This is a genomic window from Mucilaginibacter polytrichastri, assembly GCF_001911425.1.
Lineage (GTDB): Bacteria > Bacteroidota > Bacteroidia > Sphingobacteriales > Sphingobacteriaceae > Mucilaginibacter > Mucilaginibacter polytrichastri.
Map to the genome: position 1 here is coordinate 3,379,681 of NZ_MPPL01000001.1, position 20,773 is coordinate 3,400,453.

Annotated in this window: 16 protein-coding genes; 11 read left to right on the forward strand and 5 right to left on the reverse strand. The window is 40.7% G+C overall.

Features of this window, described 5'->3' with window-relative positions; translation table 11 throughout:
- Positions 1–10: 10 nt before the first annotated feature.
- Together RG47T_RS14290 and RG47T_RS14295 are read right to left on the reverse strand one after the other, a co-directional pair.
- Positions 11–3,322: a SusC/RagA family TonB-linked outer membrane protein gene (locus RG47T_RS14290; protein WP_074490097.1), complete on the reverse strand. Its 3,312-nt coding sequence runs from the start codon at positions 3,320–3,322 to the stop codon at positions 11–13.
- A gap of 182 nt (positions 3,323–3,504) precedes the next feature.
- On the reverse strand, positions 3,505–4,083 hold the full coding sequence (locus RG47T_RS14295) for a phosphonate degradation HD-domain oxygenase (RefSeq protein ID WP_074490098.1): 579 nt from the start codon (positions 4,081–4,083) through the stop codon (positions 3,505–3,507).
- A gap of 178 nt (positions 4,084–4,261) precedes the next feature.
- On the opposite strand from RG47T_RS14295, the gene RG47T_RS14300 reads away from it, so the two are divergent.
- The 5 genes from RG47T_RS14300 to RG47T_RS14320 all read left to right on the forward strand — a co-directional run bounded on the left by RG47T_RS14300 (position 4,262) and on the right by RG47T_RS14320 (position 10,672).
- The gene (locus RG47T_RS14300; protein ID WP_074490099.1) at positions 4,262–4,840 is read left to right on the forward strand and encodes a helix-turn-helix domain-containing protein; all 579 of its coding nucleotides are present in this window, start codon (positions 4,262–4,264) and stop codon (positions 4,838–4,840) included.
- Between the two features lie 78 nt (positions 4,841–4,918).
- Complete coding sequence (locus tag RG47T_RS14305; RefSeq protein WP_074490100.1) at positions 4,919–5,602, forward strand: HAD-IA family hydrolase; 684 nt, start codon at positions 4,919–4,921, stop codon at positions 5,600–5,602.
- A gap of 106 nt (positions 5,603–5,708) precedes the next feature.
- Positions 5,709–6,920: a DUF5690 family protein gene (locus RG47T_RS14310; protein ID WP_253187522.1), complete on the forward strand. Its 1,212-nt coding sequence runs from the start codon at positions 5,709–5,711 to the stop codon at positions 6,918–6,920.
- Positions 6,917–8,050: a TIGR03364 family FAD-dependent oxidoreductase gene (locus RG47T_RS14315; protein ID WP_074490102.1), complete on the forward strand. Its 1,134-nt coding sequence runs from the start codon at positions 6,917–6,919 to the stop codon at positions 8,048–8,050. The genes RG47T_RS14310 and RG47T_RS14315 overlap by 4 nt, the downstream gene beginning before the upstream one ends.
- A gap of 45 nt (positions 8,051–8,095) precedes the next feature.
- On the forward strand, positions 8,096–10,672 hold the full coding sequence (locus RG47T_RS14320) for a phosphocholine-specific phospholipase C (protein ID WP_074490103.1): 2,577 nt from the start codon (positions 8,096–8,098) through the stop codon (positions 10,670–10,672).
- 233 nt (positions 10,673–10,905) lie between these two features.
- Here RG47T_RS14320 and RG47T_RS14325 read toward each other — a convergent pair whose 3' ends face one another.
- Positions 10,906–12,075 (reverse strand): hypothetical protein, encoded by a 1,170-nt coding sequence (locus RG47T_RS14325; RefSeq protein WP_074490104.1) that lies wholly within the window; start codon positions 12,073–12,075, stop codon positions 10,906–10,908.
- A 587-nt stretch (positions 12,076–12,662) separates the two neighbouring features.
- Here RG47T_RS14325 and RG47T_RS14330 point away from each other — a divergent pair.
- Together RG47T_RS14330 and RG47T_RS14335 are read left to right on the forward strand one after the other, a co-directional pair.
- Positions 12,663–14,126, forward strand: a complete 1,464-nt coding sequence (locus tag RG47T_RS14330) for a PAS domain-containing sensor histidine kinase (protein ID WP_074490105.1) — start codon at positions 12,663–12,665, stop codon at positions 14,124–14,126.
- Between the two features lie 63 nt (positions 14,127–14,189).
- The gene (locus tag RG47T_RS14335; protein WP_074490106.1) at positions 14,190–14,600 is read left to right on the forward strand and encodes a response regulator; all 411 of its coding nucleotides are present in this window, start codon (positions 14,190–14,192) and stop codon (positions 14,598–14,600) included.
- Positions 14,601–14,719: 119 nt separating this feature from the next.
- Here the strand turns inward: RG47T_RS14335 and RG47T_RS14340 are convergent, their stop codons facing one another.
- On the reverse strand, positions 14,720–15,073 hold the full coding sequence (locus RG47T_RS14340) for a hypothetical protein (RefSeq protein WP_074490107.1): 354 nt from the start codon (positions 15,071–15,073) through the stop codon (positions 14,720–14,722).
- A gap of 426 nt (positions 15,074–15,499) precedes the next feature.
- On the opposite strand from RG47T_RS14340, the gene RG47T_RS14345 reads away from it, so the two are divergent.
- The 4 genes from RG47T_RS14345 to RG47T_RS14360 all read left to right on the forward strand — a co-directional run bounded on the left by RG47T_RS14345 (position 15,500) and on the right by RG47T_RS14360 (position 20,017).
- Positions 15,500–16,096, forward strand: coding sequence for a hypothetical protein (locus RG47T_RS14345; RefSeq protein ID WP_074490108.1), 597 nt, complete (start codon positions 15,500–15,502; stop codon positions 16,094–16,096).
- A gap of 311 nt (positions 16,097–16,407) precedes the next feature.
- Positions 16,408–18,036: a sensor histidine kinase gene (locus RG47T_RS26440; RefSeq protein ID WP_083627414.1), complete on the forward strand. Its 1,629-nt coding sequence runs from the start codon at positions 16,408–16,410 to the stop codon at positions 18,034–18,036.
- Positions 18,037–18,039: 3 nt separating this feature from the next.
- Positions 18,040–18,480: a response regulator gene (locus RG47T_RS14355; protein ID WP_074490109.1), complete on the forward strand. Its 441-nt coding sequence runs from the start codon at positions 18,040–18,042 to the stop codon at positions 18,478–18,480.
- 13 nt (positions 18,481–18,493) lie between these two features.
- Complete coding sequence (locus RG47T_RS14360) at positions 18,494–20,017, forward strand: ATP-binding response regulator (RefSeq protein WP_074490110.1); 1,524 nt, start codon at positions 18,494–18,496, stop codon at positions 20,015–20,017.
- A gap of 34 nt (positions 20,018–20,051) precedes the next feature.
- On the opposite strand, the gene RG47T_RS14365 is transcribed toward RG47T_RS14360, so the two are convergent.
- Complete coding sequence (locus RG47T_RS14365) at positions 20,052–20,741, reverse strand: hypothetical protein (RefSeq protein ID WP_074490111.1); 690 nt, start codon at positions 20,739–20,741, stop codon at positions 20,052–20,054.
- Between the last annotated feature and the right edge of the window lie 32 nt (positions 20,742–20,773).

Genomic DNA, 20,773 nt, shown 5'->3' on the forward strand with positions numbered 1-20,773 from the left:
TGCTACTTGTTTAGAATGATAGATTAAGGTTAAAACCATAGCTGCGCACCGTTGGAGATTGCAAGCCGGTTAAACTGTTTGAGGTTTGTAAACCACCGGTATTGGTAGAGTAGTTGTACTGATCCAGATCTACGTCTTTAAATCTTTTATCGCTGTAGAAGTAAAACAGGTTACGGCCATATACAGAAACTGTAGCTTTTTGTATAAATGATTTGTGCAACCATTTGGCAGGGAAATCATAACCGATTGATACCTCACGAAGCTTCGAGAATGTTTTGCTCATTAAGTTTGCTTCGTCGGCATTGTAATACTTACTCACGTAATCTTGTACAAAGGCAGTTTGCTTATTGGGGCTATATTGCAATGAACTATAATTAAGTACTGCTCCCGTTTTAGAATCATAGTTGATAGCTGTTCCGTTTGATACCGCAACACCCGGGCCTATGTAAGCACCATTGTAACCTTTTACACCAAAGTTTTGCCAATCCTGGTAGCGGGCAGCACCCAAAGCACCTTCAGCGGTTTCAATATTGGCACCGCCGCGCATCGTTTTATTGTGCATGTAATCAACAATTACACCACCTACAGAACCATCGAACTGGAAGCCAAGGCTTAGGTTTTTGTAATGTAGTTTATTGTAAGCGCTCCAACTGTATTTAGCATTTTCGTTGCCCAGGTATTGCGAAACCGGGTTAATTAACGGCTTGCCTGCAGCATCATTAATAATTTGTCCTTGCGGTGTTCTTACAAAAGCTGTTCCGTATAATTTGTCGGTACGGTCGCCGGTATGGAAAAATGTGTTGTAGGAATCTTGTCCCGGAGGCAGTTCTTTGTAAACCTCCTTAAAGGTTGAGAAGTTTAATAATATATCCCAGCCAAAACCACCGAGATCTTTAATAGGCGTACCACTGATAGACGCCTCGTAACCTGTTTTCTTGGTTTTAAGGGCATTCAGGTATTCGGTAGTATAACCGCTTGCTGTAGAAATGGTATTCGCCAAAATTCGCGGACCGTCGATATACTGGAATGCAGTACCGCTAAAGCCTAAACGATTTTGTAAGAACTTAACATCAAAACCCTCCTCGTAATTTACACGGGTTGAAGTTTTAATACCGTTTTGATATAAATAATCAGACGCATAACCAGCCGCCTGGCCATTATAAGGCTTGCTGATGGCATACGAGGTAGTTAGTGAATAATCGGGCCCGTTATAAGGCGAGGTATAGGTTGATCCATAACCAAGCGGGTTATAATACAATGGGCCGGCACCTGTTGTTGTACCACCATAAACGGTGATAGAGTTAAAAGGGGCAGGGCCAATAGAGGTAGCGGTAGCATCAGAACGGATGTTTGAATAAGATGCACGCGCTTTTAAGTACGTGATAAAATCTGGAAGCTTAATGTAATCTGAAATTACAGTAGCGGCTGATAAACTTGGGTAATAGTAAGTTGTTGGTGTTTGAAAAGCCGACGACTTATCTATACGGCCAGTGCTTGATAAGGTTGCATATTTACCAAAAGACAAGTCCATTGAGTAATAAGCACTTAATACACGCATTTGCGAGTTGAAGCTGGTTGATTGTACCGGGTTTTTAGAGTTGCTGAATGAATAAAGTTCAGGCACTATCAGGTAATCAGTAGACGTCCAGCTTGAGTTATAATTAAAACTACGCAGGTTGCCACCTACTAAACCAGAGATGTTTAAAAACTTTTTAACCGTGTAGTTATAGTTTAACATAAACTCGGTGTTGTTATCAAACAAATCGCGGCGATCTTCGCGGTAATCGCCCTGGTTACCTTCACGACCATAAGGGTGGGCCGAAAACGGCATATTTTCGGTACGCAAAATGTTGTAAGTATCAATTTGCGAACGCAAAGTGGCGTTTAAGTTATTGTTGATTTTAAAGTTTGCTGACAGGTAACCATAAACATCATTTTTATAATGTCCGCGGGTCCAGTCGTTAACCATAAACCAGGGGTTGTGGTAGCGGGTATACTCCTCAAATAATGATTGTGTACCTACTTTACCCGGCTGCCAGATACCTTTAATATCTGGCGAGTTTACGCTCCAGTCGGCCCCTGTCCACACGGCAAGGTTATAGATTAAGCTGTTAGGCCCATAATCAACATCAGGGAAATTATCTGTAGACTGCCTGTTAAAATTAATGTTTCCTTCAAATTTCCAGCGTGGGTCTGGGTTAAATGAAGCATAAAGGTTAGCGTTGGCAATATCCAGGTATTGTTTAGGGATATAGCTTGTTTGGTGCTGTTGCGAAGCCGAAAAACGGATATTGTAATTATCGCCATTGGCGCTTAACGATATGTTGTTATTGGTTTGATAACCGGTTTGTAAAAAATTCTTCAAGTTGTCAGCACCTCTGGCCGTCCAGGGTGTACCCTGGCGCACACCATTAATAACGGGGCTGTCATACTGAGGGATTAACTGGCCTGCAAAATACGGCCCCCAAACATCATAATCAGAATCCACACCACCTGGTGCGCCACCTTTACCATCAACAAACTGGTAAAAGGTATTTTCGCCCGGCCCGTATGAATGCTGCACACGCGGGAAAGCCAGGAAACCTTTATTTATTACAGTACTGCTGTTGAAATCAACAGTTAAACCTTTTTTATTTTTATTACCTTTTTTGGTAGTAATTAAAATAGCACCATATGAGGCGCGGTTACCATATAATGCAGCAGCAGCAGGGCCTTTTAATACTGTATAAGTATCAATATCATCTGGGCTAATGTTGTAAGTATCTGTATTGATCGGGAAACCATCCACCACATATAATGATACGGTGTTACCACGGATGCTTACATTAGGCACACCGAGTAACTCTGCAGATGGGCCAACTGATAAACCGGCCACTTTACCAACCAAACCGGTAATCGGGTTGGGGTCGCGCGCCATCGTTAGGTCGTCGCCATTTACGGTTGATACCGCGTAACCAATACGCCTGGTTTCCTTTTTAACACCTAATGCGGTTACTACAACCTCGTTTAGGGTTTTGGTGTCGCCCGTTAGGGTAATAACCATATTGTGGTTAGTACCAACAGTTGCCTCTTGGGTGGTAAAGCCTACAAACCTAATGGTTAGTACTTGCCCGGCTTCGGCATTAATGCTAAAACGGCCATAAATGTCTGTAGTAGTACCTTTGTTTGTACCTTTCAGCACCACATTTACACCCGGCAGTGGTTGATTTTTTTCGTCGTTTATTGTACCCGTAATTTTGGTCTGGGCAAACAACCACGATGGAGAAAGGCAGCATAATAGAATAATGACAAGCCTTTTTAAATTGGGGTAGAGTTGTTTCATTTGCTTATTGCTTTAATGAGGATTTGATTTAAGCAATACTAAACTTTGTTTATTATTTATAAACTAAGTTTAGATTAAGTAAACTTTAAACCTTTGTTCACTAAGCGTTAAGCAGCCCGAAATTGGTAATTATAACATCACGAAACAGTTATGTAAAATTAACATTACAATAAAATTTCACCTTATCTGTTGCGTTTTAGATGATTAATGGCTATGTCCATTAAGTGGTTAATATTATCTACAGGTATTTCTTCCAGCTTGGCCTCATCGTCCCAATAACGCATTCTTACAATTAAGTTAGCATCTGGGTTCAGTTCAAATTGTGCAGCTTCGGCAGCACTCATTACCCCGCCTTGAAAATTTAAAGTAGCCTTACTTGCCGGTGAGAGCTTTTTATAATATTCTGGGTGCTTATAAGTAAGGTATCGTTTGGCAATTACATGCCCCTGTACCAGGTTGGCCAGGCGGTCAGAAAAACCGCGTTCCCGTAAATATTCGGCACCCAGTTTCTCGTGATCAACAGCCCCAAAGCCATCCATACTGGCTGCCTGGTTACTGGCGCAAAGGTGGCCAAGGTCATGAAAAAAGGCAGCCAGTATAACTTCATCATCATACCCTTCTGCTTCAGCCAGTGCAGCCGCCTGAGACATGTGCTCGATCTGTGAAACAGGCTCACCAATATAATCTTCGTCGCCATGTAATGTATACAAAGCAAAAACTTCTTCTACTATCAATTCGGGGCTTGTGGGTATTGTTGTCATAAAGAGAAAATTTGTTCAAATAACACATTTAAAATAAACAAATTATTACCTGTATATAATGTTATTAACCAAGCTATCCTGTGCGCTATCGCATAAATTAACAGTATTTAACCTCTCCCCTCTTGTTTACAGCTTATTTATTATCTAATTTTCTTCGCTCTTAATTAAAGTTGATACAATGGAAGATGATATACTGATACAGATCAGTAACCGGATAAAAGACCGCCGCAGAGATAAAAACATTACCGTGCAAGAATTAGCCACCCGGGCTAATGTAAGTAAGGGACTAATTTCGCAAATAGAGAATAGCCGTACCATACCATCATTAATGGTATTAATTGATATTATAAAGGCCTTAGAAATCGATCTTAATATTTTCTTCAAAGACATCCAATCTGGCGGCACGCTAGCACCGCTAATTATACGGAAGCAGGCAGAATACGATCATTTCGAAAAAGAGCATGCCGAAGGCTTTCATTACCAGCGCATATTTACCCGCTCTATAAAAAACTCCACGGTTGATATTGTGATCCTTGAACTGGAACCTAACGCCCACCGACCGCAGGTAGAAACAGAGGCCTTTGAATACAAATACATCCTATCTGGCCAGGTAAAGTATCTGTTTGGCGAACAGCAATACATTTTAAACGCAGGAGACTCCATGCTGTTTGACGGGCGCCTGCCTCATACCCCGCAAAACACCGGTAAAGAAATAGCCAGGATGCTGGTTGTTTATTTTTTTGAAGAAAAAGACTGACTTTTAAAGATTGCTTAACATACAATTAGTTTACCCTTAATAAACATAGTTTAATTTTGCTAAACAAAATTTAGTAAAATGCCGATTAAACTTGTTGTTTTTGATATGGCCGGAACTACCGTTAAAGATGATAACGATGTTACGGCAGCATTTCAGTCAGCCATTGCCGCTTATGGCTACCAGATCCCTGCAGAAATTATTAATCCGTTGATGGGGTACGAGAAAAAGACTGCTATCACTAAAATGCTGAATATATATGAAGCTGACCATACCCGAATAACAACCGTTTTAATTGACAGCATTCACCACAAATTTGTGGAGCTGATGATTAGTCATTATTTGCAAACACCAAAACTTACAGCCTTACCGCATGCCGAAGAAACCATGGCTGCCCTGCGCAGCAAAGGGGTAAAGATTGGCATTAACACCGGCTTTTCGCGTGTTATTGCCGATACCATTATAGCACGTTTACAATGGCGCGAAAAAGGTTTGTTCGATTACCTTATCGGATCGGACGAAGTACCCGCCGGCCGCCCCGACCCGGCCATGATTTTTAACATGATGCAACTTGCCGGTATTACAGATGCACAGGAAGTTGCCAAAGTGGGCGATACTGAGGTTGATATTCGCGAAGGGCAAAATGCAGGTTGCCGCTATGTAATTGGCGTAACCACCGGCACCTTTAGCCGCGAAACTTTACAGCCCTATGCCCCCACCCATATTATTGATGATATAGCCGAAGTAATAAACATCATTAACTAATTATCACATGCCTGTGATCAGCCGGTTAAAGCATAAGGTTACACAGTTGCCTTATAGTGTTATATGTATTATAACATCTCTTTCAGCCTTTGGTACTTACACATGTATGTATGCTTTTCGCAAAGCATTTGCCGCAGGTATCTACAGCAGTCATCAATATTTACATGTTGATTATAAGGCATGGCTGGTTATTGCACAGGTATTAGGTTACACCCTCAGTAAATTTTATGGCATCCGCTTTATTGCCGAAATAAGTGGGAAACATCGCGCAAAAAGCATCCTGATATTAATAGGCGTATCCTGGCTGGCCTTGTTGGGCTTTGCACTTGTGCCCGCCCCGATCAACATCATATTCTTATTCATTAATGGTTTCCCCCTGGGGATGATCTGGGGCCTGGTTTTTGGCTATCTGGAGGGAAGAAAGGCTACCGAATTTATGGCAGCCGTATTATCCATCAGCCTCATATTTGCATCGGGTTTTGTAAAAACTGTTGGCCGGTCATTGATGCATAGCTTCCATGTTAGTGAATATATGATGCCTTTTTTAACAGGAGCCTTATTTGTGCTGCCCCTGTTACTTTTCATCTTTTTGCTCGAATTAATGCCGCCCCCTACGGCCGAAGATAAAATGCTACGGTCTGAAAGGGTACCGATGACAGCTGCCGAAAGAAAAGGTTTTTTAATACGATTCCTGCCCGGTATTATACTTACCATTATCGTATATGTAATGCTAACCATTATGCGCGACATCCGCGATAATTTCGAAGTAGAGATCTGGACCGGCCTTGGCATTAAAAGTAACAGCATTTATACCAATATAGACTCCATCATCTCCATTGTTGTATTAATTGTGCTTAGCCTGCTCATACTGGTTAAAAATAACATGCGGGCCTTTAGCATTATCCATTTGTTAATAATAGCAGGCTGTTTGCTGGCCGGTATCTCAACCATGCTTTTCAACCTTGGGGCCATAAGCCCTACCATATGGATGACATTGGCAGGGCTGGGCCTTTATTTAGGTTACGTACCCTATAACGCTATATTTTTTGAGCGGATGATCGCCTCCTTTAAATACCGCAGCAACGTGGGTTTTATTATGTACGTGGCCGATGCCATTGGCTACCTGGGCAGCATCAGTATTTTATTAATTAAAGAATTAGGTAACCCCGGCTTAAGCTGGCCTGTATTTTACAACCAGGGCTTAATTGTTTTATCTGTAGCAGGCAGTATTGGCGGCATATTGTCTTTAATATATTTTCGCCATACCGCTAACAAAAAAAAGAACAGAAACTCCCAACTTAAACTTTTTACAGCATGAGCAAACCATCTGCTATTATAATTGGTGCCGGCATAGTTGGCCTCGCTACCGCAAGGGCATTAGCCATTAGGGGCTACCAGGTAACCGTATTTGAACGTAATGAAAGAGCTGTGGGCGCATCCATCCGTAATTTTGGAATGGTATGGCCAATAGGGCAGCCCACGGGCCCGCTTTTTGACCGCGCTATGCTATCCCGCAGTATCTGGAAACAAGTTTGCGCCGAAGCCGGAATATGGCACGACGAGGTAGGCTCATTACATATGGCTTACCATGATGATGAGCTGCAGGTAATGGCAGAATACGCCGATGCCAACCAACACCTGCGCGATTGTACCTTGCTAACACCTGCACAAACACTACAAAAATCGGCAGGGGTAAATCCGGAAGGGTTGAAAGGCGCTTTATGGAGCGGCACCGAAATGATTGTAGAAGCACGCGCAGCTATAGGCCAGGTGGCAAAATACCTTACCGAAAAATATGAGGTGCAATTTTACTGGAATACGGCCATCAGCCGGATAGCTTACCCTGCAGTAATATCTGGCAATAACAGTTGGGAAGCCGACGAGATATTTGTTTGCAGCGGTAGCGAGTTTGAAACACTTTACCCACAACTTTTTGCAGCTACCCCTATTACCAAATGCAAATTGCAAATGCTGCGATTGGCCGCACAGCCGGATGGGTGGCGCATTGGCCCATCGCTATGCGGTGGTTTATCCATGATCCATTACCCGGGTTTTCAGTCGGCGGCTTCTTTACCCGGCTTAAAAAAGCGGTATGAAGAACAATATGCCGATGAATTAAAATGGGGCATCCATGTAATGGTATCACAAAACCACACCGGCGAACTTACCGTAGGCGATTCGCACGAATACGGCCTGGTGCATGACCCTTTTGATAAAGATTTTATTAACCAGATGATCCTTAAATACCTGCGCACCTTTACCAACCTTAAAAACTGGCAACTGGCACAAACCTGGAACGGTATCTACCCCAAAATGACCAACGGCCAAACCGAATTGGTAATGGAGGCCGAACCGGGCGTAACTATTATTAACGGAATGGGCGGCAACGGCATGACATTATCATTCGGCCTGTGCGAACAAATTATTGCAGGCAGATCAAATTCATAATCTATATTTTACATTATAGTAAATCTGTGTAACTTACTTTACATCATGGATAACAGAAGAGACTTTATTAAAAAAGCAGCGCTTCTATCGGGCGCTACAGGCTTATTTAATGTGCTGCCAACATCAATACAAAAAGCATTAGCTATTGACCCGCAACCGGGCAGTACCTACCTTGATGCTGAGCATATTGTAATATTAATGCAGGAGAACCGTTCCTTCGATCATTGTTACGGCACCTTACGCGGCGTACGTGGTTATAATGACCCACGGGCAATAGACCTGCCTGATAAAAATAAAGTCTGGCTGCAATCAAACACAAAGGGCGAAACTTATGCCCCTTTCCACCTCGATATTAAAAATACTAAAGCAACATGGATGAGCTCGCTACCGCATAGCTGGGCCAACCAGGTTAACGCACGCAACGACGGCAAGTTTGATCAATGGCTTAATGTTAAGCAATCCGGCTATAAAAGTTATGCGCACATGCCATTAACGCTGGGCTACCATACCCGCCAGGATATCCCGTTTTACTATGCACTGGCCGATTCATTTACTGTTTGCGATCAAAATTTTTGCTCGGCATTAACAGGCACCAATCCTAACCGCTTATTTTTCTGGTCGGGTACAATTCGCGAAGAGCAGAATGAAACCGCTAAAGCCAATGTTTGGAATGACGACATGGATTACGGCACCCTGAAATGGAAAACCTTTCCCGAGCGTTTGGAAGAAAACGGCGTAAGCTGGAAATGCTATCAAAATGAGATGAGTATCGACGTTGGTTTTAAGGGCGAAGAAGACCCATGGCTTTCTAACTTTCAGGATAATCCCTTAGAATTTTTTGAGCAATATAATATCAACCTGCATCCTGAGCATATAGCACAGCTAAAAAAACAGCTGACCACCCTGCCCGAAGAAATAGCTGCGTTGCAAAAACAAATAGCAGCCCTGCCTGCCGGCGATGCCCACATAGATCATTTACAATTACAGGCCAGGCAAAAACAGCTGGACTTGGATAATATCAAAAAGAACGCGCATTTATTAGAACCAGGCCAGTTTGAAAAATTATCGCAGCACCAGCAAAACATCCATTTAAAGGCATTTGATACCAACAAGCGCGACCCGAAATACCATACGCTGACAGACTTGCCTTACAATGATGATGGCACGCCACGATCAATGAAAGCACCTGCGGGCGATGTACTACACCAATTTAGGGAAGACGTAAAAGCAGATAAGCTGCCAACGGTATCATGGCTTACCGCCCCCGAAAACTTCTCAGATCACCCTTCGGCACCGTGGTATGGCGCATGGTATGTATCAGAGGTAATGGACATCCTGACGCAAAACCCGGAAGTGTGGAAAAAAACGATTTTCATCCTTACGTATGATGAAAACGATGGCTACTTTGACCACGTGCCGCCTTTTACAGCGCCCCACTCGCATAAACCGGGTACCGGCAAGGTTTCAGAAGGTATAGATACCCGCGTAGAGTATGTAACCCTGGAGCAGGAAGAGGCCAGGAAAGACTTCCCCGAAAAATATGATCGCGAATGTTCCATCGGCCTTGGGTTTCGCGTGCCAATGGTTATTGCATCGCCATGGAGCCGCGGCGGCTGGGTTAATTCAGAAGTATTTGACCACACTTCAACCCTTCAGTTTTTAGAACATTTCTTAGATAAAAAAACCGGTAAAAAAATCAAGGAAACGAATATCAGCGATTGGCGCCGCAACATGTGCGGCAACCTTACTTCTGCTTTTAGGCCGCATAACAATGATAAAATAGCCGACCCGGAATTTTTATCTAAAGATGTATTTTTAGAAAGCATCCACAAAGCACAATTTAAGAAGCTACCTGGCGATTTCAAAATACTTAACAAAGATGAAATAGCGCAGATCAATAAAGCCCCTCACCTTTCGCCGTACATGCCCAAGCAAGAAAAAGGCATCCGTGCGGCTTGCGCCCTGCCCTACCAGCTTTATGCAGATGGCAAGCTGAGCGCAGATAAAAAAGCTTTCGAAATTACATTTGCCAGTAAAGACACCATTTTTGGCGAGCATACCGCAGGCGGTCCTTTTAATGTTTACGCACCCGGAAAGTACATCCATAAAGATGACAGCCAAAAATTTGATAACCTACGTACTTGGGCATACGGCGTTAAGCCTAATGACGAATTGAGCGACCAATGGCCATTACATGAATTTGAAAATGCGAACTACCATTTAAGAACCTACGGCCCAAATGGCTTTTTCCGCGAGTTTAAAGGCAATGCACAAGACCCTGCTATTGAAACAGTTTTTGAATATCAGCCAAGCCTTACCAGCAATAAAAAGCTGACCGGTAATGTAGAATTGAAAGTCAAAAATTTAAGTAAAGATACAAACTATACCATTGAGGTTGTTGATAATGCTTACAAAACCGGCAAGCGCAAAAAGTTACTTGTAGCTTCGGGGAAAGATGGAGCAAAAACAAGTTTTGTGCTTGATCTTACCAAGAGTTTTGGCTGGTACGATTTCAGTATTAAGGTAGATGGCCATAACAGTTTTGAAAAAAGATATGCAGGCCGTGTTGAAACCGGAAAAAGCAGTTTCAGTGACCCAGTAATGGGAGGCGTAATGGTTTAATTGAAATATACTAAAGCTCGAAAAGCTTAATAGTTATTTAAACCAGATAACCGAGATAATGATGACCTGCACGAATTGTTTATATAGATAAAAAGTATCAGTAAATAAGAATTAATTACAGGTAAAAGGCAGGGTAACTAACAGCTTATCCTGCCTTTTTACCCAAAGCATATTTTGCACAATTTATCAACGCCGAATACATTTAAAGTGCTAACTCAAACAGATCACCGTAATTAAACCTTATAAGATGATTCCCTGCTCATTTCGGCCAGCAAATCATGTATCAAATTGCGGCCGCTTTCCCACCGTTTTAACTGGTTGGTCTGCCTGATATCCGCCCTGTCCTTAACTTCACAATCCGGCAAATAATAATCCGGCATTAGTTCTTTCATGGCCTGGTGGATATCATTTACGCATCCGTTTAACAGCAGGTCCGGATTGCTTTTCACCAAATTGGCAAGTGCATCGGCCATGCTGGCTGCATAGTAAGGGCAATCCCAATCATGGCGGTATGGCTCATCTCCTTTAATATTTACCTTTTGGAGCGGATGCGAAAGATCCTCGATGATCTCCACTATCCCATCGCCAAATACATTCGAATATTCGGCGATAAAATGATGCCACCAGCGCGGATGCTGCGGCAGCTCTTTTAACAGGGTATCACAAACTAAAACACGCTTTGGATACTCAGGTTTTGCAGGATCTACTATTACCAAAGAAACCCCAAAATGCCCTTCTTTCAGCGAATGCCTGCTATAAATTACAAAAAATTGCGGCTGCCTTTCTCCTGCACCAAACACAGCGGCGGCAATATCTTTAACATCCTGCAAGCGGTCTTCCAAAAAACCCCGCTTAAAGAGAATATGCAAATTTTCATCTGATTTTGCTACACAACGCTTACTGTTTTCATCAAAAACATTATCATTGGCCGGGCGGCTTATAAAATGATTGCCACTATTGTAACGTATTTCTTCTGACTCCGGGGGGTAGCTGCTCACCTCAGCCGTATCACCTGTATCGGTTTGTTTATTAGGCTGAACCGTACGGAACGGTACATGCATGCGTTCGCTATCCATACGGCGGCCAAGGTTATAGATCCGCTGCTCTGCCCGGGCAAGAAAAGGATCGCCGTTAACCGGATCGAAATAAACACTTTTTGCACAACGGCCCAAATGGCAAGCGATAAAATCGTTCTTTAACAAATGTTGAATAGGGTGCTGTATGTTTACAAAGAAATCTCTTAATGCATCATTTTCCAGGTACTCCTCCAATGTCTGATCAAATTGTAGCAGCGTTTGATCCCCATGATTCTGAACCCATGCCCGCAAAAATACGGACATTTCCTGTTCGAAAAGGCGATTGGTCGCTTCTGCAATATCTTTAGTACAAGTACTTTTTTCCATCAACTATTTAAGGGGGATAACTGGTAGAAAGATACTAAAAACATTAGAGGCAATAGTGTGATAAAAGTAATTTATTACAATAAATTTTGATAGATGAACAGCCAAACCCTATACTTTGCAGAGACTGGTATTAGTGTATTTGTATAAAAAGTTTAGTAGCAATTTACAGCCGGTAATTATTAAGCAGATCATGTAATAACAGTTTTAAATAAAACACAAATCGACAGCACTGTATACCTAAACGCTATTATCAGTACCTTTTAATTCAAAACACACTGTTATTAATTAAATGTGTAGCGGAAGCATTGTAAATTTCGCGATCAAATATTACCTATTGATTACTTTATTTTCGTGAATAAAAATAATTGAATATATATTTAGTTAAAGGAAAATATACGATTACTATCAATTGAAAGTATTTTTCTTTTTTGGAAATAAACTTACAATAGTTTTATAAATTTACCCGTTATGTTGATTAATTTACTAGCTCAACAATGATAATATTTTCATTTAAAACCTTTTACGGTATGTTAATTGCTAATAGCTTACGTTAACTTATCGCAAAAGCATTTGCGTAGCGAAAATTTATGACTTTATTTGACACTTATCTTTTTGATAACGATACACCCGATCTCGCACAAACAATAAATAATATTAATGCCGGCATATGGGAACTTGATATTAGCACCAAAAAAGTAAAATGGTCTGTTGGCTTTTATAATATCCTGGGTTACGCTCCCGGAGAAATTGAATGTTCTTATTTAAATTTGGTTGATAACATTATTTATTATCAAGACAGGGCAACATTTTTAACAAGCATAGATACAGATACCATTAAGCAACCCGAAATAACATATTTAAGACTGTTAACAAAGAGCGGCTTTGAATGGTTCCAAAATACAATTCAACGGCGTGATAATCTAAAAACGGTTGGTACAATCATCAATATAAATCAATTTAAGTTTCTGGAGTTTGAGTTAGAAACCAATAGTAATTTAGTTTCGGAAACCAACAGATTGGTCAAGTTTGGCACTTGGGAAATCGATCCATTAGCTAACAAACTGTTTTTGAGCGAGGAAGCACTTCATATTTTTGAATTGCAAAATCAATTCGATTCAATTGAAGAACTAATTGAATATGTTGAACCCGAGCATCGGCCACTGTTGAAAGTTGCCATTGATGACTGCATCAAAACAGGCAGGCCATTTCATTTAGATTTATTAGTAAGAACAGATAAGGGTAACGTAATATGGGTAAAGATAAAAGCCGTTGCCGATATAGACGGCTACGGAAAATGCTTATTTATTAAAGGTATAATTCAAGACATAGACCTTGTTAAAAGGCAAGAAGAGAATTTAAAAACCTCACTTAACACTGTTAACGATAACAATAAAAGGTTGCAAAACTTTGCATATATCGTTTCACACAATTTACGTTCGTATGCCGGTAATTTAAAGTTAATGCTGAACCTGCACGACGAATCTAAAGATGCAGACGATAGGAAGGAGATTTTGTCGCATATCAAAAGCATAAGTAATAGCTTGGATGTAACAATTAAGCATTTAACCGAAATTGTAACGATAGATACAAGCAAAAACAACGAGAAAACGCTGATTGAATTTGAGTTGCTTTTTAAAAATATAATTAACGCGCTAAAAAGTAATATACAGGAAACCAATGCCACAATCAATTATGATTTTACCAAGTGCAGCCATGTTTATTATTTACCGGCCTATTTAGAGAGCATCTTTCATAATTTACTTTCTAATTCATTAAAATACAGAAATCCTGACCGCCCACTAATTATAACTTGCGAAAGCTATATTAAAGATGATCATATTTTTATTGTTTTTGAAGATAACGGGATAGGCATCGACATGAAACGATATGGTGATAAAGTATTTGGCCTTTATCAGAAGTTTCACAACAACCAGGATGCGCAAGGTGTTGGCCTTTATATTACCCGCAATCAAATTGAGTCGCTCGGTGGTTGTATCGAGGTTGAAAGTACTGTAAACGCAGGTACTAAGTTTCTGATTAAACTTACCTGATACCAAGGTTCATGTAACATTGATAAAACATTAATCGTATAAGCTACCATAGGAGGTATTAATATGATTAGTACGGCATGGATAATAGATGACGATGATATTTACAGATATGGCTTTCGTAAATTTGTGACCAATAAAGTCTTATGCAAAAATCTCTTTGATTTTGGCAACACAAGCGACGCTATAGACACTTTAACTAACCTCCAAGAAGCGCTCAATTTGCCCGATGTGATCTTTCTGAGCGTAGATATGGAAAATATGGGTTGCTGGAAATTCATGAACGCATTTGAGATTTTTAAGGCGCAACGCAGTTTCAAAAAAATTGCTATCTATTTAGTAACCTCATCCATTAATTATCTGGATATTGAACGCGGGCACGACCACCCGGATATTACCGATTACATGATAAAACCGCTGAATTCTCAACAATTTATTCATGCTTTTGAAGACAGCTTTTTAACGAAGACCGCTTAATTACATTCAAACTTTTTATCGGCCCATTACTTAGCTATTAATTTTCAAGCAGCGTACATGATAGATGATTAAATGGCTTCTATATCATCTATACTCTTTCATATTATAATTTAAGCTATTTAGGACGATGGATGCCTTTCAAAAAAGCCGCTAATGCCAGCTTTTATTGATTTAATTTCGGCATGGCTTATTTGTTCTGCAAGCTGTTCCTGCTCCTGGATAGTGAGGCCGGTACCGTCATAAACCCAGTAACCTTGCTCATCAAACATAATCCGTCCAAGATCTGAGCCTGTATCTTCCCCTGCAATTTCGCCTAATCCCTCAAAAAACTGAAAGAAAACACCTGTATCATCCTCCCTAAGCCGGTAGGCTATTTCACCTTCACCAAAAGGTTCCACCCTTACAAGCCTAAAGGTATTATCCTCTCTTTTAAGCTTCAGGCTATCTGCAGATTTTAAATAAGTTAATGCCATATCTAATAATGTGATAAGCAAAGGTGGAAAATTATTTACATATTTCTACATTAATTACTAATTAAATTAGTAATTACTAATGAGTTTAGGCTCTGCTTTTTTATCAGATTTTTACACTTTAAATTTGCAGTGTAAGCAACACCATATTTTTAAGTTGCATTCTATTTCCCCGGTATTATGCCAGTTCGTTCAAACGTTTCATTCGTTTTTGGGTTATCATTCATAGCTCCTTCATCACCTAACTATGAAATCATTTGTTACAATATTTTTACTGTTTGGTATTGGGTTGTCTATATTTATTAGAAATACAAAAAAACCTTAATACAATTACATATATCAAATGCTTATCCAAGTGAGATTTATAAACGTGACCCGGCAAAAAAACAACAATAAATAAGATCCTGAATACTCAGATTATCGTGACACATGAAATTATTAACGTTCTTTTTTTTAACAATATTACTATTCACCATAAGCAGTACCCGCGCTCAAACAGGCACTTATGAAAAGCAAGACCAAAGCGGGGCTTCCTGCACCATTGCCGTTGCAAAACACGGCACTAAAGCCAAAGCAGCTATTTTTGCATGGTGGGGCATACCATCGGGCCGCAACGGCAACTTTAGCGGCGAAGGAATAATTAAGGCCAACACCTGTGTGTTTAATGGCGGTACCGATGATCTAGATTGCAGTATTGCCATGAGTTTTGGCAAAGATGAGCTTAAGGTGAAATTTAATGATTGTATGGCCGATAATTTGCCCGATGATTTTTCTGGCATCTACCACAAAATTGCCGATGTTGTACCCGGAGCATACCAGCTGGCGGTTAAAACTTATTTTTATAAAAAACCCAATTTAAATAGCCGGTCAAACGCATACTTATTAATGGGCGACCGGGTAATTGTTGACTTAGAGAACATACGCCAGGGCGGGTGGGTATTTATTAACTATGGCAACAAGGCCGGTAAAAGCACCAACGGGTATATCAGGCTGGAGAATATAAAAGCAAGAGCCAACAATTTATAAAAAATTGTTATTGCTGGCAAGGTTAATCCTGTCACCTTGCGCTGTGTAAGCAAGATCTTTTTTTTGAAATATACGCGACCTTCCGCAAACAATAGATATCTGTAAATGAAAGTTCCTGTTCCCTATTCTACTTCAACCAGTTTTAAGTTCAAGTTTAATTGCTTTCATAAAAATCGACATTTAAACTCATTTCCTATTATTTATGTTCTCATTGTTGCTTATCCACCAGTATCTACTTAATTATGTTAGCTTTATAATCTTGTAAGAATAATTATTATTTCCTGCATCTTACCTTTAGTTCTCTTCATTCTATGATAAAAATTGATCCCGATAATTTACCAGATGGTGATGGCAATCTTCGTCAACAATATGAGGAAAATGAGAGCCAGGCTGCCGAATTGGTAAGTGCTAATAAAGAGATCGCTCTTCAATACCAGGAAAAAAACAAAAGGGCCGCCGAACTAATCATCGCCAATAAAGAACTGGATTATCAAAACGAAGAAAAAGAAAACCGGGCTGCAGAACTGGTGATAGCCAATAAAGAGTTAATTTTTCAAAATGCAGAAAAAGAAAACCGGGCTGCAGAACTGATCATAGCTAATAAAGAATTAATATTTCAGAACGAAGAGAAAGAAAACCGCGCTGCGGAGTTAGCTATCGCCAATAAAGAGCTTGCTTTTCAAAACGAAGAAAAAGAGAACCGGGCTGCAGAACTTATTATCGCCAATAAAGAGCTTGCTTTTCAGAACGAAGAAAAAGAGAACCGCGCTGCCGAACTAATTATCGCCAATAAAGAGCTTGCTTTTCAAAACGAAGAAAAAGAGAACCGCGCTGCCGAACTAATCATTGCCAATAAAGAATTAATATTTCAGAACGAAGAGAAAGAAAACCGGGCTGCAGAGTTAATCATTGCCAATAAAGAACTGGTATTTCAGAACAAAGAAAAAGAAAACCGCGCCGCTGAACTGATTATCGCCAATAAAGAACTGGCTTATCAGAACACAGAAAAAGAGGACCTTGCCGCTAAACTGGTTATTTTAAATAAAGAACTGGCCTATCAAAATGAAGAAAAGGAAAACCGGGCTGCCGAACTAATTATCGCCAATAAAGAACTGGCTTATCAGAATATAGAAAAAGAAAAACGAGCGGAGGAACTAAGTACTGCCAACAGGGAGCTTAAAAATGCTGAGGACGATATCCGTAAACTAAATGACGAACTAGAGCAAAAGGTAACAGATCGTACCGCGCAGCTGGAGGCAGTTAATAAAGAGTTGGGCTCATTCTCTTATTCGGTATCACATGATCTTCGTGCCCCCATCCGGGCAATAAACGGATACACCAAGATTCTGGCCGAAGATTATGGCGACCTGTTAGATGAAGATGGCACCGGAATCCTGCAATCCATCATTCACAACTCCAAAAAAATGGGCGAACTGATTGATGACCTGCTTGCGTTTTCTAAGCTGGGAAGAAAACAGGTGAGCTTTACCGAAGTAGACATGAACGCCCTGGTAGCATCGGTACGTGAAGACCTTAGCTTTGAGGAGGGTGAAAATATTCCGATTTTCGAGATTGCCGAACTACCTGCTGCCAATGCAGATAAATCATTGATTAAACAGGTATGGATCAACCTTATTTCCAACTCTATTAAATATTCGCGCAATAAGCCGGAAACAAGAATCAGCATTGGGGCTTATGAAAAAGACGACCTGATTGTTTACTATGTAAAAGATGCCGGGGCTGGTTTTGATATGCAATACTACGATAAACTATTCGGGGTTTTTCAACGCCTGCACTCACAAGAGGAGTTTGAAGGCACCGGTATTGGTTTGGCTATTGTGCAAAAAATAGTGAGCCGCCATAACGGTACCATATGGGCCGAATCTGTGCTGGAAGAAGGAAGCTGCTTTTATTTCAGCCTACAAAAATTTAATAACTAAACTATGAATTACGATAACATCGAAATCCTATTTGCCGAAGACAGTAAAGATGATGCAGCACTAACTGTCCGTGCACTTAACAAAAGCGGTTTTACAAATAAACTTCATCATGTTATGGACGGTGCTATGGCTCTTGATTTTCTTTATTGCAGGGGCATTTACGAATCCCGTAATCCGAAAGAGTTTCCAAAACTAATTTTGCTTGACTTGAAGATGCCGAAAGTATCTGGTATGCAAGTGCTTGAAAAAGTAAAGTCTGACCCTATTCTGAAAGCCATACCGATTGTGATGTTAACTTCCTCAAAAGAAAGCCCCGACATTGAAAAATGCTTTGAACTGGGCGCAAACAGCTACATTGTTAAACCTGTTGATAGCGACAATTTCTTCAATGCCATTAAAGAAATTGGCATGTACTGGATGATTTTGAGCCAGCCGGCACATTAGATTGCCTATTTCTATGATAGCTGATCCTAAAATACTGATTCTGGAGGATGACTCAACAGATGCCGACCTGCTATGCCGGCAGCTAAAAAAATCCGGATTAAACTTTACTTTTCAACTTGTACAAACCCGTATTGCTTATGAGCTGGCGCTGGCGAATTTTATCCCTGACATTATTTTGTCAGATTATTCCATGCCTTCTTTTGATGCGGAAACTGCTTTTGATATTAAACAAATAAGCCATCCACAAATCCCCTTCATCATCGTATCTGGGTTTATAGGGGAAGAAAACGTGGTTGAGCTCATTAAAAAAGGCGTAACCGATTACGTATCAAAAAACACACTGGTTAGTTTATCGGCAAAGATCAAACGTGCGCTGAGGGATACTGAAATAGCGGCCGAAAAGTTAATTACAGATGAGCGATTACGAGCGCAGACCGCCGAACTAATTGACCTGAATGCCGAACTGGAAGAAAGGGTAACCAATAGAACTAAGGCGTTAGTAGAAAGCGAATACCGGTTTCGCAACATGATGGAAACCATACCGCAGATTGCCTGGACTAACACCATGGCCGGTACGGTAAACTTTTTTAACCAGCGCTGGTATGATTACACGGGACTGAACCCTGAAACGGACAATTGGGATATAGAGGTTTTCATCCACCCCGATGATCTGAAAGATAGTCTTAACAAATTCAGGCAGATCAGGAAAACTAACCAGGGAGGTGAATTCCAAATTCGCGGTAAACGTGCCGACGGTACTTACCGCTGGCACTTGCTGCGCCTGATGCCCATAAAAAGCATAGACGGTAAAATGCAGCTTTGGGTAGGCACTGCTACTGATATCCAGGAGTTGCGACTGCTGCAACAGCAAAAAGACGATTTTATAAGTATTGCCAGCCACGAATTGCGTACCCCCATGACCAGCCTAAAAGCGACCCTGCAAATGCTGGACAGGATTAAAAACAAACCATCTGCGCCGATACTTCCGGCTCTTATAGAGCAGGCCAATAAAAGTTCTGAAAAGGTAAACGCGTTGATCGAAGATTTATTGAACGCCAGCAAAGCAAATGAGGGCCAGCTAAACATCCAGGCAAAACGCATGGTAGTTTTCAATGTGGCTGAGGAGTGCATTCGCCAGTATAAAACAGAAAGTTTACGCATTGAGGTAACTGGCGACCGTACCGTAGCTGTTTTAGCAGATGCCGCTCGTATTGAGCAGGTATTGGTTAACTTTTTTAACAATGCTGCCAAATATGCACAGAGTTCTGATAAAGTAAGCGTCCATATCGAAAAAATAGACGACTCGGTTAAAGTATCCGTGATAGACCATGGACCTGGCATCCCCCCCGAAAAATTGCGTTATCTTTTTGACCGTTATTACCGTGCAGACAGTAGCGGCAGCAGGTATGCAGGCTTAGGTTTAGGTCTTTTTATTTGTACAGAAATTATTAAAAAGCACAAGGGCCAGATAGGCGTTAACAGCGAACTGGGTAATGGCAGTACTTTTTGGTTTACATTACCCGTATTTTCGGCCTAAACAAACACTTAAATCAGGCTGATTTGTTAAAGATTTATTGCAGACCGTTATAATAATCAAACAGCTTTTTAACGTCTTCTTCTTTATGGAAATCAATTGCTGTATTAGCGAGGTAGGTATTTATCTGCGGTGCTTTATCAGATAAGGCTTGCAGTACAGCATCTTTATTAAGTTTTGTGCGAAACATTTTGGCATCCCTGAATATGTAATAAGATGCCCCCTTTAAATAAAGGCCATCAATTGGCGCCATATTATCATCTCTTACGTCCTTAATTACTTCCTTGTAGTGTTTAAGCAGCATCGTTTTTCCGGGGGCTACTACTTCATAAAATGATGTGGCATGATACCCATCTATTTTAGGAAAGTTATCGGCAAAGGTTCTTTCCCGGTCGGCATTAAGTGTAAAAGATTTTACCGGCTCTGCAAACTTTAAAGGCTCGTCTGTTTTGTTGTAAACAAAAGTCAGCATATCGGTTTCTATATTATACTTAAAAAGCATTTTTTTATAGGTCTTGCCATCTTCGGTAACCACCTTTCCAGTCATCCAGTCATCAAACAAAAAGGGCGATCCCTTTACTTTGCCATATTTATTTACTGGTACAGCCCTGCCTAATTCATCAGCCACGGGCGTAGTAGAATATGATTGGTCGTGCTTCTGTGCCAAAGCATTAAAAGCAGATACAGATACAAGCAGAAATGTTAATAAACAAGAGGTTTTAATCATGATAAAATGTGCTGTTTGGCGTAAAATGATTT

Coding starts and splice junctions, on each gene's coding strand:
- RG47T_RS14290 (WP_074490097.1), bottom strand. CDS start 3,322: ATGAAACAACTCTACCCCAATTTAAAAAGGCTTGTCATTATTCTATTA.
- RG47T_RS14295 (WP_074490098.1), bottom strand. CDS start 4,083: ATGACAACAATACCCACAAGCCCCGAATTGATAGTAGAAGAAGTTTTT.
- RG47T_RS14300 (WP_074490099.1), top strand. CDS start 4,262: ATGGAAGATGATATACTGATACAGATCAGTAACCGGATAAAAGACCGC.
- RG47T_RS14305 (WP_074490100.1), top strand. CDS start 4,919: ATGCCGATTAAACTTGTTGTTTTTGATATGGCCGGAACTACCGTTAAA.
- RG47T_RS14310 (WP_253187522.1), top strand. CDS start 5,709: ATGTATGCTTTTCGCAAAGCATTTGCCGCAGGTATCTACAGCAGTCAT.
- RG47T_RS14315 (WP_074490102.1), top strand. CDS start 6,917: ATGAGCAAACCATCTGCTATTATAATTGGTGCCGGCATAGTTGGCCTC.
- RG47T_RS14320 (WP_074490103.1), top strand. CDS start 8,096: ATGGATAACAGAAGAGACTTTATTAAAAAAGCAGCGCTTCTATCGGGC.
- RG47T_RS14325 (WP_074490104.1), bottom strand. CDS start 12,075: ATGGAAAAAAGTACTTGTACTAAAGATATTGCAGAAGCGACCAATCGC.
- RG47T_RS14330 (WP_074490105.1), top strand. CDS start 12,663: ATGACTTTATTTGACACTTATCTTTTTGATAACGATACACCCGATCTC.
- RG47T_RS14335 (WP_074490106.1), top strand. CDS start 14,190: ATGATTAGTACGGCATGGATAATAGATGACGATGATATTTACAGATAT.
- RG47T_RS14340 (WP_074490107.1), bottom strand. CDS start 15,073: ATGGCATTAACTTATTTAAAATCTGCAGATAGCCTGAAGCTTAAAAGA.
- RG47T_RS14345 (WP_074490108.1), top strand. CDS start 15,500: ATGAAATTATTAACGTTCTTTTTTTTAACAATATTACTATTCACCATA.
- RG47T_RS26440 (WP_083627414.1), top strand. CDS start 16,408: ATGATAAAAATTGATCCCGATAATTTACCAGATGGTGATGGCAATCTT.
- RG47T_RS14355 (WP_074490109.1), top strand. CDS start 18,040: ATGAATTACGATAACATCGAAATCCTATTTGCCGAAGACAGTAAAGAT.
- RG47T_RS14360 (WP_074490110.1), top strand. CDS start 18,494: ATGATAGCTGATCCTAAAATACTGATTCTGGAGGATGACTCAACAGAT.
- RG47T_RS14365 (WP_074490111.1), bottom strand. CDS start 20,741: ATGATTAAAACCTCTTGTTTATTAACATTTCTGCTTGTATCTGTATCT.